Origin of the sequence: Christensenella minuta (assembly GCF_003628755.1) — a bacterium.
In the GTDB taxonomy this organism is placed as follows: Bacteria; Bacillota; Clostridia; order Christensenellales; family Christensenellaceae; genus Christensenella; species Christensenella minuta.
This window is the reverse complement of record NZ_CP029256.1, coordinates 1,952,459-1,969,222: the sequence shown is the minus strand read 5'-3', so window position 1 is coordinate 1,969,222 and position 16,764 is coordinate 1,952,459. Positions and strand designations below refer to the sequence as shown.

The 16,764-nt window shown below is 50.0% G+C and carries 13 protein-coding genes, 1 tRNA gene and 1 riboswitch; of the genes, 8 read left to right on the top strand and 6 right to left on the bottom strand.

All coding sequences use genetic code 11. From position 1 onward, the window contains the following. Positions 1 to 52: 52 nt before the first annotated feature. Entirely contained in the window at positions 53 to 607 is a 555-nt protein-coding gene (locus B1H56_RS09315; RefSeq protein WP_066523245.1) for a folate family ECF transporter S component, read from the bottom strand. 104 nt (positions 608 to 711) lie between these two features. Further along, positions 712 to 807, bottom strand: a riboswitch (THF riboswitch). 261 nt (positions 808 to 1,068) lie between these two features. On the opposite strand from B1H56_RS09315, the gene nifJ reads away from it, so the two are divergent. Continuing rightward, complete coding sequence (gene nifJ, locus B1H56_RS09310) at positions 1,069 to 4,572, top strand: pyruvate:ferredoxin (flavodoxin) oxidoreductase (RefSeq protein ID WP_066523246.1); 3,504 nt, start codon at positions 1,069 to 1,071, stop codon at positions 4,570 to 4,572. A 97-nt stretch (positions 4,573 to 4,669) separates the two neighbouring features. Here nifJ and B1H56_RS09305 read toward each other — a convergent pair whose 3' ends face one another. Together B1H56_RS09305 and B1H56_RS09300 are read right to left on the bottom strand one after the other, a co-directional pair. After that, on the bottom strand, positions 4,670 to 5,386 hold the full coding sequence (locus tag B1H56_RS09305) for a GntR family transcriptional regulator (RefSeq protein ID WP_066523247.1): 717 nt from the start codon (positions 5,384 to 5,386) through the stop codon (positions 4,670 to 4,672). A 134-nt stretch (positions 5,387 to 5,520) separates the two neighbouring features. Further along, positions 5,521 to 6,288, bottom strand: coding sequence for a GolD/DthD family dehydrogenase (locus B1H56_RS09300; protein ID WP_066523248.1), 768 nt, complete (start codon positions 6,286 to 6,288; stop codon positions 5,521 to 5,523). Between the two features lie 804 nt (positions 6,289 to 7,092). Between B1H56_RS09300 and B1H56_RS09295 the strand changes: the two genes are divergently transcribed. The 6 genes from B1H56_RS09295 to B1H56_RS09270 all read left to right on the top strand — a co-directional run bounded on the left by B1H56_RS09295 (position 7,093) and on the right by B1H56_RS09270 (position 14,277). Beyond that, positions 7,093 to 8,256, top strand: a complete 1,164-nt coding sequence (locus B1H56_RS09295) for a sugar ABC transporter substrate-binding protein (RefSeq protein WP_066523249.1) — start codon at positions 7,093 to 7,095, stop codon at positions 8,254 to 8,256. Between the two features lie 93 nt (positions 8,257 to 8,349). Beyond that, entirely contained in the window at positions 8,350 to 9,840 is a 1,491-nt protein-coding gene (locus B1H56_RS09290; protein WP_066523250.1) for a sugar ABC transporter ATP-binding protein, read from the top strand. Positions 9,841 to 9,854: 14 nt separating this feature from the next. After that, the gene (locus B1H56_RS09285) at positions 9,855 to 10,820 is read left to right on the top strand and encodes an ABC transporter permease (RefSeq protein ID WP_066523251.1); all 966 of its coding nucleotides are present in this window, start codon (positions 9,855 to 9,857) and stop codon (positions 10,818 to 10,820) included. 55 nt (positions 10,821 to 10,875) lie between these two features. Beyond that, complete coding sequence (locus tag B1H56_RS09280) at positions 10,876 to 11,919, top strand: NAD(P)-dependent alcohol dehydrogenase (protein ID WP_066739623.1); 1,044 nt, start codon at positions 10,876 to 10,878, stop codon at positions 11,917 to 11,919. Between the two features lie 12 nt (positions 11,920 to 11,931). After that, positions 11,932 to 12,954 carry a zinc-dependent alcohol dehydrogenase gene (locus B1H56_RS09275; protein ID WP_066523252.1) on the top strand — a complete coding sequence of 341 codons (1,023 nt, stop codon included), beginning with the start codon at positions 11,932 to 11,934 and terminating at the stop codon, positions 12,952 to 12,954. Between the two features lie 225 nt (positions 12,955 to 13,179). Further along, the gene (locus B1H56_RS09270; protein WP_207667487.1) at positions 13,180 to 14,277 is read left to right on the top strand and encodes a DEAD/DEAH box helicase; all 1,098 of its coding nucleotides are present in this window, start codon (positions 13,180 to 13,182) and stop codon (positions 14,275 to 14,277) included. Positions 14,278 to 15,031: 754 nt separating this feature from the next. On the opposite strand, the gene B1H56_RS09265 is transcribed toward B1H56_RS09270, so the two are convergent. The 3 genes from B1H56_RS09265 to B1H56_RS14740 form a co-directional block, all read right to left on the bottom strand. Then, entirely contained in the window at positions 15,032 to 15,310 is a 279-nt protein-coding gene (locus B1H56_RS09265) for a GNAT family N-acetyltransferase (RefSeq protein ID WP_066523254.1), read from the bottom strand. A gap of 145 nt (positions 15,311 to 15,455) precedes the next feature. Next, entirely contained in the window at positions 15,456 to 15,890 is a 435-nt protein-coding gene (locus B1H56_RS09260; protein ID WP_066523255.1) for a hypothetical protein, read from the bottom strand. Positions 15,891 to 15,908: 18 nt separating this feature from the next. Further along, the gene (locus B1H56_RS14740) at positions 15,909 to 16,313 is read right to left on the bottom strand and encodes a DUF4190 domain-containing protein (RefSeq protein WP_197502988.1); all 405 of its coding nucleotides are present in this window, start codon (positions 16,311 to 16,313) and stop codon (positions 15,909 to 15,911) included. Between the two features lie 297 nt (positions 16,314 to 16,610). On the opposite strand from B1H56_RS14740, the gene B1H56_RS09250 reads away from it, so the two are divergent. Next, positions 16,611 to 16,686 (top strand) — tRNA-Thr (locus tag B1H56_RS09250). The last annotated feature ends 78 nt before the right edge of the window (positions 16,687 to 16,764 follow it).

The following is a 16,764-nucleotide window of genomic DNA, read 5'->3' as shown; positions in this document are numbered from 1 at the left end:
TCTGCCAAAAAAGGAAACAAAAAAAGCGGCGGATGTGCCGCTTTTTTCCTGCTTACGCCGCAACGGGCACGTAAAGGGATTTGAACATCTTTTGTTTGTTTTTCAGCAAGATGCACATCAGGACGATATACACTGCGCACATAATGTATGTGGAGGGCAGGCGCGTAGTGAGCACCACGAGGTAGGTCGGCCCGTACAGCAGGTAATTCCAGAAGGAATTGATGAGCAGCGAACAAACCGTCTGCGTAAGCGCCGTGCCGAGGGAAATTTTTGCAATCGACGGTATCTCGGACGGGCGCTTTTTCCGGTAAAAGATGAGGCCGGATATCAGGCCGTAAAGGATCATCGTCACCGTAAAGCCGGGAAAATAAGGACCGGGTTTTGCGGCCGTGCCGATGAGGAAGGACAGCAGGTCGGTCACGCCGCCGGCCGCCGCGCCCCAAATGGGGCCGAGCACCGCGCCGGTCAGCATGATAACTACGGGCGCAAGGTTGAATTTAATACTTTCCGTCAGGTAAAAAGACAGAAAACTGCCGACTACAACGGCAATGGCGATAAAGGTTGCGCAATACACGAGGCGCAGGGTTTTGGGACTGATTTTGGACATAAAAATAACCTCCCTTTCGTAAAAATGGCAACGCTTCTACAAAAGAAAGGCTGTCGGCCAAAATGCAAAAAAGCAAAAGCCGCTTCAAAGAATCTTCTTTTGTGAGCAGCGGACGCGACTTTGCACCGCAAGGCAAGGGCCTTTTCGTTATCAGGCGACATCCCATCCTGATACACTTGACGCGCAAAATCTACTCTGCACATTTTTTGTTGTGGCCTTAAGTATAGCACAGGAAAGGATGGAGTACAAGGCATGGTTTTGGAAAAGAAAACGCCTCTTTCTCTAAAATAAAAAATGTACGTACATACGGATGAATTTATACGCCCCCGGAGCATGCTGCCAAAATTACAAAAAAAGGGGATATAGCGGCGCTCTGCCTTGACTTTTTAGTGCCCGTAATACTATAATTATAATGTTGCGAATGTTTTTAAATGAATTATAAAATTAGGAGGTCACTAAGAATGGCAAAACAAACAATCGACGGTAATACCGCTGCCGCGCACGTCGCCTATGCATTTTCCGACGTCGGCGCGATTTACCCGATCACTCCTTCCTCGCCGATGGCGGAGTCCTGCGACGAATGGGCCGCGGCAGGAAGAAAGAATATCTTCGGACAGACGATGAAAATTTCCGAGCTGCAGTCCGAAGGCGGCGCTGCCGGCGCTGTCCACGGTTCGCTCGCTGCGGGCGCTCTTACGTCCACGTTTACGGCGTCCCAGGGCCTGCTGCTGATGATTCCGAATATGTATAAAATCTCCGGGGAACTCCTTCCTGCGGTGTTTCACGTTTCCGCAAGGGCGCTTGCGGCACACGCGCTTTCCATCTTCGGCGACCATGCCGACGTAATGGCTGCGCGCCAGACCGGTTTTGCCATGCTGGCTGCCGCTTCCGTACAGGAAACGATGGATATGGCTGCGGTGGCCCATCTTTCCACGCTGAAAGCGAAGGTTCCGTTCGTGCACTTCTTCGATGGCTTCAGGACGTCCCACGAAGTTTCCAAAATCGAGCTCCTCGACTATGACAAACTGGCCGAGATGGTTGACTGGAAAGCGATCGAGGAGTTCCGCGCACGTGGCATGAACCCGGATCATCCGCACCAGCAGGGTACGGCGCAGAACCCGGATATCTACTTCCAGAACAGGGAAGCTGCAAACAAGTATTACGTGGCGACGCCGGCAATCGTTCAGGAAACGATGAACGAATTTGCGAAAGTGTTCGGCCGCCAGTATCACCTGTTTGATTATGTCGGCGCACCGGATGCGAAGCACGTTGTCGTTATCATGGGCAGCGGCTGCGACGTAACGGAAGAAGCCGTCAACTACCTCAACGCGCAGGGCGAAAAACTCGGTGTCATTAAAGTCCGCCTGTATAGGCCGTGGGATGCAAGCGCGTTTGTGGATGCGATTCCGGCTTCGGCTGAAAAAGTGACCGTCCTCGACAGGACCAAAGAACCCGGTTCTCTTGGCGAACCGCTGTATGAAGACGTCGTAACGGCGCTCTTTGAAGCAGGCCGGGCGGGTATCAAGGTTTATGCGGGCCGCTATGGCCTTGGCTCCAAAGAATATACGCCTTCCATGGTGAAAGCGGTTTATGACAATATGAAGCAGGATACGCCGAAGAACCACTTCACGGTCGGTATCACAGACGATGTGACGGGAACGTCCCTCGAAGTGAAAGACATGATCGATTCTTCGCCGCACGGCCTCTTTAGCGCGAAATTCTACGGCCTCGGTTCCGACGGTACGGTAGGCGCAAACAAGAACTCTATCAAGATCATCGGCGACCATACGGATATGTATGCGCAGGGTTACTTCTCCTACGACTCCAAGAAGTCGGGCGGCATCACGATTTCGCACCTGCGTTTCGGTAAATCCCCGATCCAGTCGGCATACCTCATTACGCATCCCGATATGGTTGCATGCCACAATCCGTCCTACGTCATCCGTTATGACGTGCTCGAAGGAATCAAGGAAGGCGGCACGTTCCTCCTCAACTCCCCCTGGTCCCTCGAAGAGATGGAAACGGAGCTTCCGGCGGTCATGAAGAACGTAATCGCCAAGAAGAAACTGAAATTTTATAATATCGACGCAATCAAGATCGCGGGCGAGATCGGCCTCGGCGGCAGGACCAACATGGTTATGCAGTCTGCATTCTTCAAGATCGCGGGCATCATCCCGGAGGCTGACGCCATCGAGTACATGAAGCAGGCAATCAAGAAAACGTACGGCAAGAAGGGCGACGAGATTGTAAACATGAACTACAAAGCGGTCGACGCAGGCATGGCTGTTGAGGAAGTAAACTATCCGGAAAGCTGGGCGGCCACGACGCAGGGCGCTCCCTGCCTGACGCTTCCCGACGACAAATATTACTGCGACGTGATCCATCCGATCCTTGTGCAGAAGGGCGACGAGCTTCCGGTTTCCGCCTTCGATCCGCGCGGCTTCGTTCCGACGGGAACGACGAAATTCGAGAAGCGCGGCATTGCGGTCAAGGTTCCGGAGTGGCAGATTGATAACTGCATTATGTGTAACCAGTGCTCGTATGTATGCCCGCACGCGGCAATCCGCCCGTTCCTCGCGACAGACGAAGACATGAAGAACGCGCCGGCGAACTATGCGACGAAGCCCGCACGCGGCAAGGCCGGCTACAACTATCGTATGCAGGTTTCTACGCTCGACTGTACGGGCTGCGGCAACTGCGCGGATATTTGCCCCGCAAAGGAAAAGGCCCTTATTATGAAGCCCCTTGCAGAGCAGGAAAAACTCCAGAAAGAGAACTGGGACTTTGCAGCGGCGCTGCCCGAACCGAAGATCGAGATCAAAAAGAATACGGTTCCGGAAAGCCAGTTCCTAAAGCCGCTGTTCGAGTTCTCGGGCGCATGTGCAGGCTGCGGCGAAACGCCGTATGTAAAACTCGTTACCCAGCTCTTTGGCGACAGGATGACGATTGCGAACGCGACAGGCTGCTCGTCCATCTACGGCGGCAGCGCTCCGACGTGCCCCTATACGGTAAACGACGCGGGCAAAGGCCCGGCTTGGGCAAACTCGCTGTTTGAAGACAACGCGGAGTTCGGCTATGGTATGAACCTTGCCTTCACGGCCCGCAGGAACGCCCTCAAAGAGCAGGTGCAGGCTGCGATCGACGCGCCCGGTGAGAAGGACGCGGAAGTTGTGGAAGCAATGAAAGCATGGCTTGAAGCAGCAGACAAGGGCGACGAGTCAAAGGCCGCTTCTGCGAACCTCGAGGCGGCCCTTGGGAAGGTTGCGGCGGAGTGCGATACCTGCAAGAAGATATTGGACCAGAAAGACCTGTTCATTAAGAAGTCCGTCTGGATCTTCGGCGGCGACGGCTGGGCATATGATATCGGCTACGGCGGCCTCGACCACGTGCTCGCTTCCGGCGAAGACGTGAACGTGCTCGTGCTCGATACGGAAGTTTATTCCAACACGGGCGGCCAGGCAAGTAAGGCGACGCCTACCGGTTCCATCGCGAAGTTTGCAGCATCCGGAAAGAAGGTCAAGAAGAAAGACCTTGGCGCGATCGCTATGACCTATGGCTATGTCTATGTTGCAAGCGTTGCAATGGGCGCGAACCAGGGCCAGCTTTTGAAGGCGATGCAGGAAGCGGAGGCCTATCCGGGTCCGTCCCTCATCATCGCGTATGCTCCGTGCATTAACCACGGTATCAACATGGGCAAATCACAACACGAAGAAAAGCGCGCGGTGGAAGCAGGCTACTGGCAGCTGTACCGTTACAACCCGGCGCTCAAGGAAGAGGGTAAGAATCCGTTCACGCTCGATTCCAAACCGGCAACGGCAAGCTTCCAGGATTTCATCATGAGCGAGACCCGCTATAAATCCTTGAAGAAACTCTTCCCGGAAATGGCGGACAAGCTGTTTGCAAAATCCGAAGAGGAAGCGAAGGAACGGTACGAATACTACAAGAACCTCGCGGAAGGAAAATAAATCAATCATTTATAGGTAAAAACCGCCCCAGCCATTTGGCTGGGGCGGTTTTTTTATCGAATCATATTTTTCTGGGACCAAGCTGGAAAATTAGGTCCTAAGCCCTTCCCGAAAGATGAATTGCATATTCATACTGCTCTGCAAGCACTTTGTTAATTACATATTCAAAAGGTCCTTTATCACAGTAGGTGATACGCTTGCTGAATAAGAGTGGGGTGCCTGAAGGAACAAGAAGTATTTGAGATTCTGTGAAGGAGGCGCCTATGGCGGTAATACGTTCAACAGCCTCACGCAGAACGAGATTATATTCATGTTCCAAAAGCTCGTACAGGCTGACAAAATTGCTGTTGCGAATCTCGAAATCGGGGATTATATGGGCACTGATATAATTCTCCATAATACAAATCGGGCGCCCATCGGCACATTGCACTCTTTGCAAATGATGAACCGTGCAATCTTTCTCCAATCCAAGCGCTTCGCGGACAAACGCAGGCGCGGGAATATGTTCGAGGTAAAATCCGCGCGTAGTTACGATATAGCCCTTTTGAGACAAGGTTTCCGAAAAGGAAGTGATCTGGTTCAGCCTTTGCGATGTGGAGACTTCCTGAACTTCCGTTCCGCGCCCCTGCTGTACGGAAATGAATCCTTCGAGTACCAAAAGGCTGATTGCTTTTCGTATGGTAGTTCTGCTTACGCCGAACATGTTTTCCAACTCCGTTTCGGTGGGCAGAAACATCCCTGGGCTATAGGTGCCACGCTTGATTTCCCTTTTCAGTTCGGAATATATTTTCCGGTATTCGGGTATTTTTGTCATAGAGACCTCCTGACACTGCGCATACTATTGGACAGCGGATTGTAAGAAGATAAATGCAATAGGTTTGGATATTCTATCCCAGGCGTATTCCGGACAGACGGCACAGAACACGCCTGGGAGGAGGAACGGTACCGTTAATGAATGGTATAACCGCCGTCGATTACGAGATTGGAGCCCGTAATCATATTGGAAGCGCCGCAGGCCAGGAACAGGGCTGCCAGCGCAACTTCCATGGGCTTGCAAAAGCGCCCGGCGGGAGTATTGGCGATCGCATCTTCATGAACCTTGCCGACATCCCAATATCCGACGATGATTGGCGTTTCCGTAGCAGTGGGAGAGATCGCATTCACCTGAATGCCATATTTTCCCCATTCATAGCCAAGGGATTTCACCATAGAGATGATGCCTGCCTTGCTGGCACTGTAAGCGACATGCTTGTCGATGGCAACAATTCCTGCCTGAGAAGCGAGGCAAATAATTTTTCCGCCCTCCTGCATGGCAATCATTTCACGGCCTACCCGCTGAGATATCAGGAAGGTCCCGGTCAGGTTTATATCGATTACGCTGCGCCAATCTTCTTCCGGGAAATCCTTCGCCCATTCGACCGTACCGATCCCCGCGCTGTTTACGAGAATGTCGATTCTCCCGTGGGCTTTTAGAATTTGGCTGATCGCCTCTTCGATGGATGCCGAATCGGCAATATCCACACCGTAAGCATAAGAACCGGGGATGTTGGCCGAAGCTCCAAGCGCGCTTTTTATATTCCGATCGAGAAGACATACAGTAGCGCCCTGTTCCGAAAAGAGCTGGGCGATAGCGAGACCGATGCCCGAAGCGGCACCTGTGATCAGTGCAATTTTTCCGTCGAGCCTGAAATCTGTTGAATATGGTTTGCTAATCATAATAAATTAGAATCTCCTTTTGTAATATGTATGTTCTGTATAAAATGCATGCGTATTACCGCGCCCCCGGCATGAATCCTCAAAAGAAAGCATGATAAAACAAAAGCCCGGCAAAATCCGGTCTCTATCGAAAAAAGATGAAAAACAAATAAAGATTTGCTGCAGGATAAAAATTTATCCTTTACATGCAAAGATACAGGAATGTTTTCGATTGGCTTCTACTACACACAGGATTATATTATAGATAATCATCTTTGTCAAACCCTTGCCCACAGAAGATACCTTTGAAGACAAAACCTCAGGGCATAAAATTTTACCGGAAGATCCAAAAAGCGGAAAAAATGGCAAAAAGGCGCAGATTATGCAATTTTGTGGGCAGCAGGCCAGCGCAGGAGGAGAATGGACGCGCTAAAAGAATATTGACATGTATATTGGACTGTGTTAAAGTACAAGCAAAGGGGATTAACTTTAAAACGATCCTGTTTAGGATATCGGCTATTTATACTACCCTGTATCAAAGCTTTATGAAATCAGAATATACGGAACGTTGGTGAAAAAAGTGTAGTTTTTTAACCAATCGTTTTTTTTGTATTTTTATTTATCGGCGCTGGAAAAGGCGCCTTTTTTTGTGCCTTTTTCTAATGGCTAGAATTTCACACCTATGTGACCGCATAGTTGATCGGAGACCGGCGTATCTCGGTACGGCGGGCTTTGAAAAAGCAGGAATGTCCGGAATCTATCGAAAAAAATTAAGTTTGCCTCATTGGGGCAAAAGAAAATAATCCAATATATCAGGAGGAGAACATGAAAAAATTATCAATGGTTGTGGTGGCACTTTTACTGGCGGCAGCAATGCTTGCCGCGTGTGCAGCTCCGGCAGCGCAGACATCTGCGGAGCCGGTCGAAACCGCTGAACAAAGCGCGGCAGCCCCGGCAGAAGAATCTGCCCAGGTTTCCGAAGGGGACGGCGCGGCGGCAGGCAATGGTTTTGCCGCAGAGCTGGCGGGCAAAGGCGATGGACTAAAAGTCGGATTAACGGTCAGCGACCTATCGTCCACCTATATTGTAAGCGCAGCCGAGTATTTTGTGAAATTAATGGAGACCGCAGGTGCGGAAGTTACGTTAGTCAACTGCGATGGAAATGCAAACGAACAATCCAGCCAAATCGATGATTTTATCAATATGGGCTGTGACATTATCGCGATCCATGCAGCAGACAGCGAAGCGCTGGCTCCGGCAGTACAAAAAGCGGTAAATGCGGGAATACAGTGCATCGGTTTTAATAAAGAAATTTCAGGCGACAACCTCAATTTTGCGGTCGTATCGAGCGATAATGTGGCCACAGGTGCGAGTGCGGCGCAGTGGCTGGCTGATAAAGCAAAAGAATTGGGCGTTGAAAATCCGAAGGTAGCCGTCATGCAGGGAACGATGACGCAGAGTGACGCCTATCTCCGGCAGGATGGAATCGACGAGGTAGCGGCCGAAACGGGAATGCAGCTGATTGAAAGTCCATGCGACTGGGCAAGCGATACGGCGGAAAAGTCGTTAAATGACGTTTTAACGGCGAATCCGGATCTGTTCGGTGTTATTACGCACTGTGACTCTATGGACCCCGGCGTGATTTCCGCCCTGCGCCAAAACGGAAAAACCGGGAAAGGCGGCGAGGAGAATCATATCTACTGGTCTGGAATCGATTGTGATCCCAGCGGCGTAGACGCCCTGAATTCCGGTTTGATGGATGTGTGCGTGGAACAGAGTCCGCTTGCGCTGGCGACAGTAGCGGCGAAAGGATGTCTTGAGATCGTTTCTAAAGGAGAGACACTGGACGGCGAAGTGATCCCTATGGAAACCCGGGTCATTACAGGCGCGGATACAAGCGACCCGACCCTGTGGGCGCTGTATGATGTAAAAACGGAGACAGAGCTGTGGTCTGGTACGGAAGATATCTGGAATAGCTTTATGAATTGAAGCAATTTTGCAAGCGGGGCGGCGGTGCGTATATCGCCGCCCTGATGGGAACAGGGAAACAAGACGGATATCGGGAGAAAGTGGTGAATATAGATGATACAGGAAAGCCTGGAGCTAAAAGGGATCTGTAAAAGCTTTGGGGGTATTAAAGCTCTGGATGATATCAGTTTCCGGCTGCACAGCGGAATGGTTTATGGCTTAGCCGGCGAAAACGGTGCGGGAAAGTCTACCACAATGAAGATTATCAACGGAGCCTACATTGCCGATAAAGGAAAGATTCTTGCAGATGGAACACCGGTAAAAATTTCATCCCCGCTGGACGCACAGCATTTGGGGGTAGGGATTGTATATCAGGAGCTCAATATGCTCCCCGATTTAAGCGTCGCGGAAAATATCTTTATCTCTCATTTAACGGGCAGCAAAGCAGGCTATATCAATTGGAAAAAAATTCATAAACAAGCGAAAGAATTACTGCACATGATGGAAATCGATATCGACACACATACGCGCCTGGGAGACCTGAAGGTTGCCCATCAGCAGCTGGTCGCGATCGTGCGTGCGCTCTCACAGAACTGCAAGGTGGTTATTTTGGATGAACCGACGTCTGCGCTTACGGATAAAGACGGAAAAGCCGTTATTCGTGCTGTCAAGCGGCTAAAAGACCTCGGATATATCGTTATATATATTTCCCATAAGCTCCAAGAAGTCCTCGAAGTGACGGATGAGATCATCGTATTTCGGAATGGGCAGAAAATCGGGCAATACGGGTCGGCGGAACTGGACGAAGAAAAACTGGCAGAACTTATCGCAGGGCGGAAGCTGAAGAATAAATATCCGAAAAAGGTATTCCCCAGGGGGGAAGAATTACTGCGTTTTGAGCATATCTCCGTAGAAGGGCTGCTGGAGGACATTTCATTTTCGGTACACCGGGGAGAAATCCTGGGCATCGCAGGACTTTTGGGGGCCGGAAAGACCGAAACAGCCAAGGCGTTGTTCGGCGTTTTTGGCAAGGGGCATCCCCGCGTGGCAGGAGATATTTACCTTGATAGCAAAAAAATTACCGCCCGGCAGCCGTCGGAGGCAATTGCCAGAAAAATAGGGCTGGTTCCGGAAAACCGGGCGGAAGAGGGGCTCGTTACGGAAATGAGCATTTTAGATAATATAATCCTCGCGTCCCTAAAGGATGTTTCCAGACTGGGATGGATTAACCGGAAAAAAGTAAAAGGCATTATGGATGAAATGGTTGCAGCCCTGCAAATTAAGTGCGCCGGGGTCGAATATCCGGTCAGTAGCCTTTCGGGGGGGAACCAGCAAAAGGTTGTACTCGCAAAGTGGATAGCGGCCCAATCAAAGATCGTCGTATTCGACGAGCCTACGCGAGGCATAGATGTAGGCGCCAAAGTTGCGGTATACGAACTGATGAATGCCCTCGTGGAACAAGGAGTGGGAGTCGTCGTTATGTCGTCAGAAATAGAAGAGGTTCTCAACATGTCGGATAAAATAATCATACTGAAAGAGGGAAAGATTGCGGGGACGTTCATGGCAAGAGAAATAGACAAAGCAAAAATGCAAATCTATATGTAAGGTAGGACAAACAAATGACGAGAGAAAAAGTAAAAAAGATATTGGCATCCGAGTTTTCAATTATTTTGATATTGGTTGTACTGTGCCTCGTAGTCACGATAGTAACGCCGCTTTTCGCCTCTCCAACGAATATGGTCAGCGTTTTGCAGCGGACAGCTACTACCGGAATTCTGGCGATTGGAATGACCTTTGTTATCGCTACGGGAGGTATTGACCTTTCTGTCGGCGGACAAGTTACGATTATAGGAATTATCAGCGCGTTATGCTTTTCCGCGGGCCTATCTATTCCTGTCGTCATATTGATTGCCGTAGCAACGGGGATTGCGATTGGAGCCTGCAACGGCCTGATGATTTCAAAGTTGAATTTTCCGCCCTTTATGGTCACGCTGGCGATGCAGCTGGTTACGTATGGAATTGCACTCTACATCACATCGGGACGCCAATTCCCAATTGTGGCGGAAGGCTTTGATTTCTTCGGCTTGGGCAAGCTGGGGGAGGTTCCGACGCCGATCTGGATATTTGCGGCGGTAACCGTAGTAGCAATCCTCCTGATGAAGCGGTTTACGATTGGCAGGCGCATTCTGGCTGTTGGCAGCAATGCGAAGGGGGCGTGGTACTCCGGAATCAGTATTGCAAAGACTACAATTGTTGCCTACGTGATTGCGGGGATTACTTCGGCAATCAGTTCTGTTATTTTGAGCTCCAAACTTATGTCTGCGTCCGCAACCCTCGGAGAAGGCCTTGAGCTGGACGCAATCGCGGCGGTTGTTATCGGCGGGACGAGCCTTTCGGGGGGCAACGGCTATATTATTGGCGCGGTTGCAGGGGCATTGATTATCGAGGTCATCTCAAACTGGATGACTCTCCAGAACGTAAATCCATTCCTGCGCGATGTTGCAAAGGGAGCGATTATTCTTCTGGCACTCCTGCTGGATAATGTGCGGAGAGGGAAATTGGCCAAAAATGAAATGGCGGCCTGACAGGAGTGATAAGGAAGCGCGGAAAAACAAACTTTAAATAATGAGGTGGATATCAATGGAAACAATGAGAGCATGGGTGCTGACAGAGCCGCGGAAGATGGAAATACGGGCTTTGCCGATGCCCGACGTAAAAGAGGGAGAAGTATTGGTGCGCATTAAATCCATGGGGATATGCGGCTCGGATTTGCATTTTTATACGGATGGAAAAATCGGCGATTATGCCATGAACGGAAAACCGTTGATTCTCGGGCATGAATGCGCAGGTGAGGTTGTCAAGGCCGGGGAAGGATGCAGCCGCCTGTCCGTGGGCGACCGGGTGATTGTGGAACCGGGAAAACCGTGTATGCGCTGCGACGAATGCCGCGCGGGCCGGTATAATTTTTGCCATAATATGTATTTTATGGGTACGCCGCCTTGGGATGGATGCATGTGCGAGTATGTAGCGTGGCCCGAATTTTTGGTATATGAAATGCCGGAGGATATGTCCTATCAGGAAGGTGCGTTAATCGAACCGTTCACCGTCGGGCTGCAGGGCGTGACCAACAGCGGGATCGGATACGCGGACAGCGCGGTCGTTGTCGGCTGCGGAACCATTGGAATGATGACCATACATGCGCTTAAAACAATTGGCGCCGGAACCATTATTGCAGTCGACATGGAGCCGTTTAAGCTTGAAATGGCCAAGAAAATGGGAGCGACAGATACCATCAATCCCAGGGATGGGGATGTTGCGGAAAAAATCCGGGAGTTAACGGATGGTTATGGGGCGCGATATGCGTTTGAGTCGGTTGGAACCGAGAAGACATTCTATGATATATCAGGATATGTGCGGGACGGGGCGACGATAACATTACTGGGCCTTTTGATCGACGACGGGACCCCTATGCCGATGTCGAGTGCGGTTATGCGCGGCCTTACTTATAAAACAGTGATTCGTTATGTGAACCAGTTTGAGAAAGCGATGACACTGATCCATTATGGGCGGGCAAATATCCTTCCGGTCATGACACATCAGTTTCCGTTTGAAAAGGCACAAGAAGCTTTCGACAAAGCGGTTGCCGGCAAAAAGGATTCTATTAAAGTAGTGGTTGATTTTTAAGGGAGGCGAAAGATGCGACAGGTAGAATTAACCGGGATTAAAAATTTTGAATGCCGCGAAGTCGAACAGCCTGCGATAGGTCCGGGACAGGCTAAAATCGCGGTCAAAGCCATCGGTATATGCGGCTCTGATATCCATGCCTATTACGGAGAGCATCCGTTTATGGACTTCCCGATTGTGTTAGGACATGAGTGTACCGGAATTATAGAAGAAATTTCAGGCGAAAATACAAAGCTGAAAAAAGGCGACCGGGTTGTTTTACGGCCGCAGAGGGTATGCGGAGCCTGCAAACCCTGCCGGGCAGGCAGATACAATATTTGTGAAAAGCTGGAAGTGCTTGGCTGCCAATGCCCGGGGGGAGCTTCGGACTATTATGTCGCGGATGAGGATTTATTTTACCGCCTGCCGGATAACGTCGGTTTTGACGAAGGAACGTTGATAGAACCGCTTGCGGTTGCGGTACATGCTGTAAAAAGGGCGTTTCGGGAAGTGGAAGGAAAAAATATCCTTGTCCTCGGCGCGGGAACGATTGGCAATCTGGTTGCGCAAAGCGTAAAAGGAATGGGAGCCAGGAAGGTAATGATTACCGACATCTCGGATTTCCGGCTTGATCTTGCAAAACAATGCGGGATCGGGCATACTGTGAATATATCCCGGCAGGAGCTTGCCGAAGAAATAGAAAAAGTGTTTGGAAAAGATGGGATAGACGCGGTCTATGAATGCACGGCAAATGAAGCCGCACTTAATCAAGCGCTTTTCCTCTCGCCGAAAGGGATCCCGATTGTGGTCGCAGGTGTTTTTGCTGGGATGCCGCATATCAATCTGGCAAATGTGCAGGACCGTGAATATACGCTTTTGGGGACTTTGATGTATGTAGAGGAAGATTATATGGAATCGATTGACCTGGTAAAGCAGGGGAAAATATGCCTGAAAAGACTGATTACACAAAAGTTTGGCCTGGACAGGATGGCGGATGCGTTCCGGTATATCGAGCAAAATCAAGATCGGGTTCAGAAAGTGGTCCTTGATATCTGAGCCAATATGCAAAATAAGTTATAAGCAGTCCTGTTTTGCAGAATATGGTAAGGAGGGACAGCTGAAGCTTTCTTCCATTTTACAAATGGAAGAAAGTGTGCTATACTTCAGACGTACACAAAGTAGATTGATGAAAAGACTTTGCTTTGAAAGGCAAAGTCTTATTTTTTGCCGGAGTGGGAAAGAGGTAGTTATTTGAGTTTTTCGATGCAGTTATCAAAAGAAATGAACAAAACGCTTTACCGGATAGGGTACACAAAACCGACGCCGATTCAGGAGCAGACGCTTCCGGCGCTATTGGAAAAAAAGGATCTGATCGGCCTTGCGCAAACGGGAACAGGGAAGACGGCGGCGTTTATGATCCCGATCCTGGAGAATATTTTTCCGCCCAACAGGAAGGTGCAGGCATTGATCCTGTGCCCGACACGCGAGCTTGCGATGCAGACCGCTAAGGTTGCGGCTGAACTTTCGGCCCACCTGAAAGGGGTAAGGATTGTGAGCGTTTACGGCGGACAGCCTGCGGGAATCCAGATCAAAGCCCTGCGGACAGGCGCGCAGATCGTTGTCGGTACGCCCGGGCGTCTGAAAGACCTTATCAACCGCAAGGTGCTGAAGCTGAAAAATGTGCGCACGGTCGTGATGGACGAAGCCGACGAAATGCTGGATTACGGATTTCTCGGAGATATGAAAGAAATTTTGTCCGCTGTGCCGGAGCAGCGCCAGACCATGCTGTTCTCGGCAACGATGAACAAGGAAATCACGGCGATTGCGGGGCAGTTCCAGAAAGACCCGGTCCGTGTTAAGATCGGGGGACAGAACCGCCCGGTCGAAACGGTCTCGCAGGCCTATATGCAGACCAAACGGAAATCAAATGCGGTATGCGGGCTGATCGGCCGGTGCGCTCCCCGGCTTACGCTTGTCTTTTGTAACACCAAGCGTAAGGTGAAAGAGCTGCAAAAAGAGCTTTTCCATAGGGGACTCGCGTCGGCCTGCCTGCACGGCGATATGCGGCAAAAGGAACGGGATACGATCATGAATACCTTCCGCAAAGGAAAAACAAGGGTGCTGATCGCAACGGATGTCGCGGCGCGGGGAATCGATATCGATAAGATCGATCTGGTCATCAATTATGACGTGCCGGACAAACCGGATTATTACGTACACCGTATCGGGCGAACCGGACGCGCGGGCAAGGATGGAAAAGCATATACGCTGATTACGCCGCGTGAGCACGGGAAAATAAAAGATCTGGAGCGCAAACTCCACATCAGGATTTCGCGCGAAAAGAACGAGGAAGAGGCGAATCGGGAAGCGGTATCGTAAAACGAAAAAATGGGGTTTCCATTCGGAAACCCCATTGCCATATTTACATTTATTTTTACTTTTGTGCGCCTGCGCTCTGCCTATACCTTCGGGTCATGCATCCCCCATCGGTTTCTGCCGACCGCCACATTGATACGCAGTATTTGTATTTACGTACCAACCGGTTGCTCCGGTACCGCATTTCTTGCGAACAAGCTACACCTTCGGCACCACACACATTTGGTCTGGAATTGTTCCAGACTCCCTTGCGGCTACAACGCCCGCGATACGTTTGCTTTTTCGGCGCCTCCACTGAGCTTTCTTTACAACTCTGCCGTGGAATCCGGTTTTTCCCTCCGCTTTCTTCACAACATCTCCGGGAACCTTGCTCCACTGTCACGGATATTTTCAAACCGTCAACTGCCAATTCAAAAATCCTGTTCCGTGATCCCTTTCGTGCGACCTTAAAGCCTACTTCTGGGACTGTGCGTGCGTGCCCAACGTCACGCATTCGGAATCGTACATTGGTATCACGCCCTTTCTTTTTCGATTCAGACGTTCTTCCGGACCACCATCCGCCGAAGTCCATCTGTCTTTACTATTATCATACCCTGAAATCAGTTCCTCAAACCATTTTTTACTGATTCCTTGTATGATCTTCTTATTATATGTATTCTACACCCGAATTCAAAATCCTGCAAGTATTTTTTAAAATTTTCAAAAAAAATGTTTGGTTATGGCCGCGCTGTTCAAAAGCACCCATTTAAAAGCCTTTTTATGGGCCGAACAAATCTTTTAATTCCTCCGGATGCTGTTCAAACCAATTGACCGCATAAGGGCATGTGGCGACGGGCCGTTTTCCGGCCTCTGCGATCTGCTGGAGGGCGGCGCGTACGAGTTTATCGGCTAAGCCCTGCCCACGCAGGGAAGGATCGACAAAGGTATGGTCTATATCCGCCCATCCGTCCGCTGTCTCCGGGAATGTGATCTCGGCCAGCAGCATTCCGTTTTCATCTTTCGCATAAACGCGTTCTTTCTCGTAATGTAAAATCATGGAGGCTCCTTCCCAAAGGATTTGTTTCTTTTATTATACGGAAAAAAGGGCCGGACCAAACAAAAATAATCGCAGTGCCGAAATAGAAACCGCACCGCGGCAGCGCCTCGGTGCGGTTTTGGGAGACTGTTTTCAGCGGGAAATGTTAGCCTCTGGTTTCCGGCGTAATGGTGCCCGCGCCTACAGCATAATTGATGACCGTAGACCCGCCGTCTTCAAAGTAAAAGCTGATAAGAATGATGTTTCCCTCTGTGGATGCTTCCTTTCCAATCTGGTAGCCCTGGCCGCTTCCTGTTGCCGACGCTTCCTGCGTAACCAGGTAACCGTCCGAAATCAGAGACTCGATATAGGAATTGAGCTCGTCGATTGATACGCCCTGATAGGTAAGCTCTACCTCCGCAAGTCCCGTGCTGATACTTTTCGATGTGCCGGTAATTTTCTTTTCTCCCACCACGGAATATAAGGAGGGGAGGACCTCGCCGCCTATTTCAACCGTCGGAGCGGTGCTGGACGCGCATCCGGCTGCAAGCAATATCATGAACAGTAAGAGTAAAGCAAAAATTCCGCGTTTATTTCTCATGATATTTTTACACTCCGATCAATAGTATAAGTAAGACAACATGGAAGCCGCCACAACTGCATTTATGATCCAAAAGATGACCGCGATTACGATGCCGATGATACCGCAGATAAAGCCCGCCGTTGCCATACCTCTTTGGTCCGCCGGGAGCATGCACTTGGCCTTATTCCCCAGGGTAAGCGCAATAATGCCGAGAATGAGGCCCGCGAGCGGGACGAAAACGCCTATCGCGATGGCGATGATACCGCAGACCAGGCTGCCCGTCGCCGTACCCTTTGCCGGAGAATTAGCCTGGTATGCCTGCGGCGGGACCTGTCCGTATTGCTGCGGCGGTATGTTATCAGTAACCGCCTTGGCTGCGCCGCAATAAGGACATGCGTTCAAATTGTCGTCGTAGCTTTGCTTACAGTTGTTACAAATCATTGTAAAATCCTTCTTTCCCTTTATTTCTTATGAAACGGGAGGGTTTCATAAAATTAATTCAGAATAATTTCATTATAGCGTAAGAAAAACAAAATGTGAAAGTATTTATGCTTTTTTAATAGTTTGGTACATGTTTTTACCCCCAGGGGCAAGCGAAAATTTCTTCCGTTGAAAGGGATTGAAAAATCTGCCGGAGTATCATATAATATTTAAGTCACAGTTTTATTATGCTGATGTGGCTCAGGGGTAGAGCACATCCTTGGTAAGGATTTGCGTTTCACCTAAAAATTTCATAATGCTGATGTGGCACAGGCGGTAGCGCAATACCTTGGTAAGGTATAGGTCGCGGGTTCGAGTCCCGCCATCAGCTCCAAAGAAATCCTTTGGTAGAGCGGTTTTTTACGAGTTTGTAGGAAACCGCTTTTCCATTACCATCTTTATCGAGGTCTTC

Coding starts and splice junctions, on each gene's coding strand:
- B1H56_RS09315 (WP_066523245.1), bottom strand. CDS start 607: ATGTCCAAAATCAGTCCCAAAACCCTGCGCCTCGTGTATTGCGCAACC.
- nifJ (WP_066523246.1), top strand. CDS start 1,069: ATGGCAAAACAAACAATCGACGGTAATACCGCTGCCGCGCACGTCGCC.
- B1H56_RS09305 (WP_066523247.1), bottom strand. CDS start 5,386: ATGACAAAAATACCCGAATACCGGAAAATATATTCCGAACTGAAAAGG.
- B1H56_RS09300 (WP_066523248.1), bottom strand. CDS start 6,288: ATGATTAGCAAACCATATTCAACAGATTTCAGGCTCGACGGAAAAATT.
- B1H56_RS09295 (WP_066523249.1), top strand. CDS start 7,093: ATGAAAAAATTATCAATGGTTGTGGTGGCACTTTTACTGGCGGCAGCA.
- B1H56_RS09290 (WP_066523250.1), top strand. CDS start 8,350: ATGATACAGGAAAGCCTGGAGCTAAAAGGGATCTGTAAAAGCTTTGGG.
- B1H56_RS09285 (WP_066523251.1), top strand. CDS start 9,855: ATGACGAGAGAAAAAGTAAAAAAGATATTGGCATCCGAGTTTTCAATT.
- B1H56_RS09280 (WP_066739623.1), top strand. CDS start 10,876: ATGGAAACAATGAGAGCATGGGTGCTGACAGAGCCGCGGAAGATGGAA.
- B1H56_RS09275 (WP_066523252.1), top strand. CDS start 11,932: ATGCGACAGGTAGAATTAACCGGGATTAAAAATTTTGAATGCCGCGAA.
- B1H56_RS09270 (WP_207667487.1), top strand. CDS start 13,180: ATGAACAAAACGCTTTACCGGATAGGGTACACAAAACCGACGCCGATT.
- B1H56_RS09265 (WP_066523254.1), bottom strand. CDS start 15,310: ATGATTTTACATTACGAGAAAGAACGCGTTTATGCGAAAGATGAAAAC.
- B1H56_RS09260 (WP_066523255.1), bottom strand. CDS start 15,890: ATGAGAAATAAACGCGGAATTTTTGCTTTACTCTTACTGTTCATGATA.
- B1H56_RS14740 (WP_197502988.1), bottom strand. CDS start 16,313: ATGATTTGTAACAACTGTAAGCAAAGCTACGACGACAATTTGAACGCA.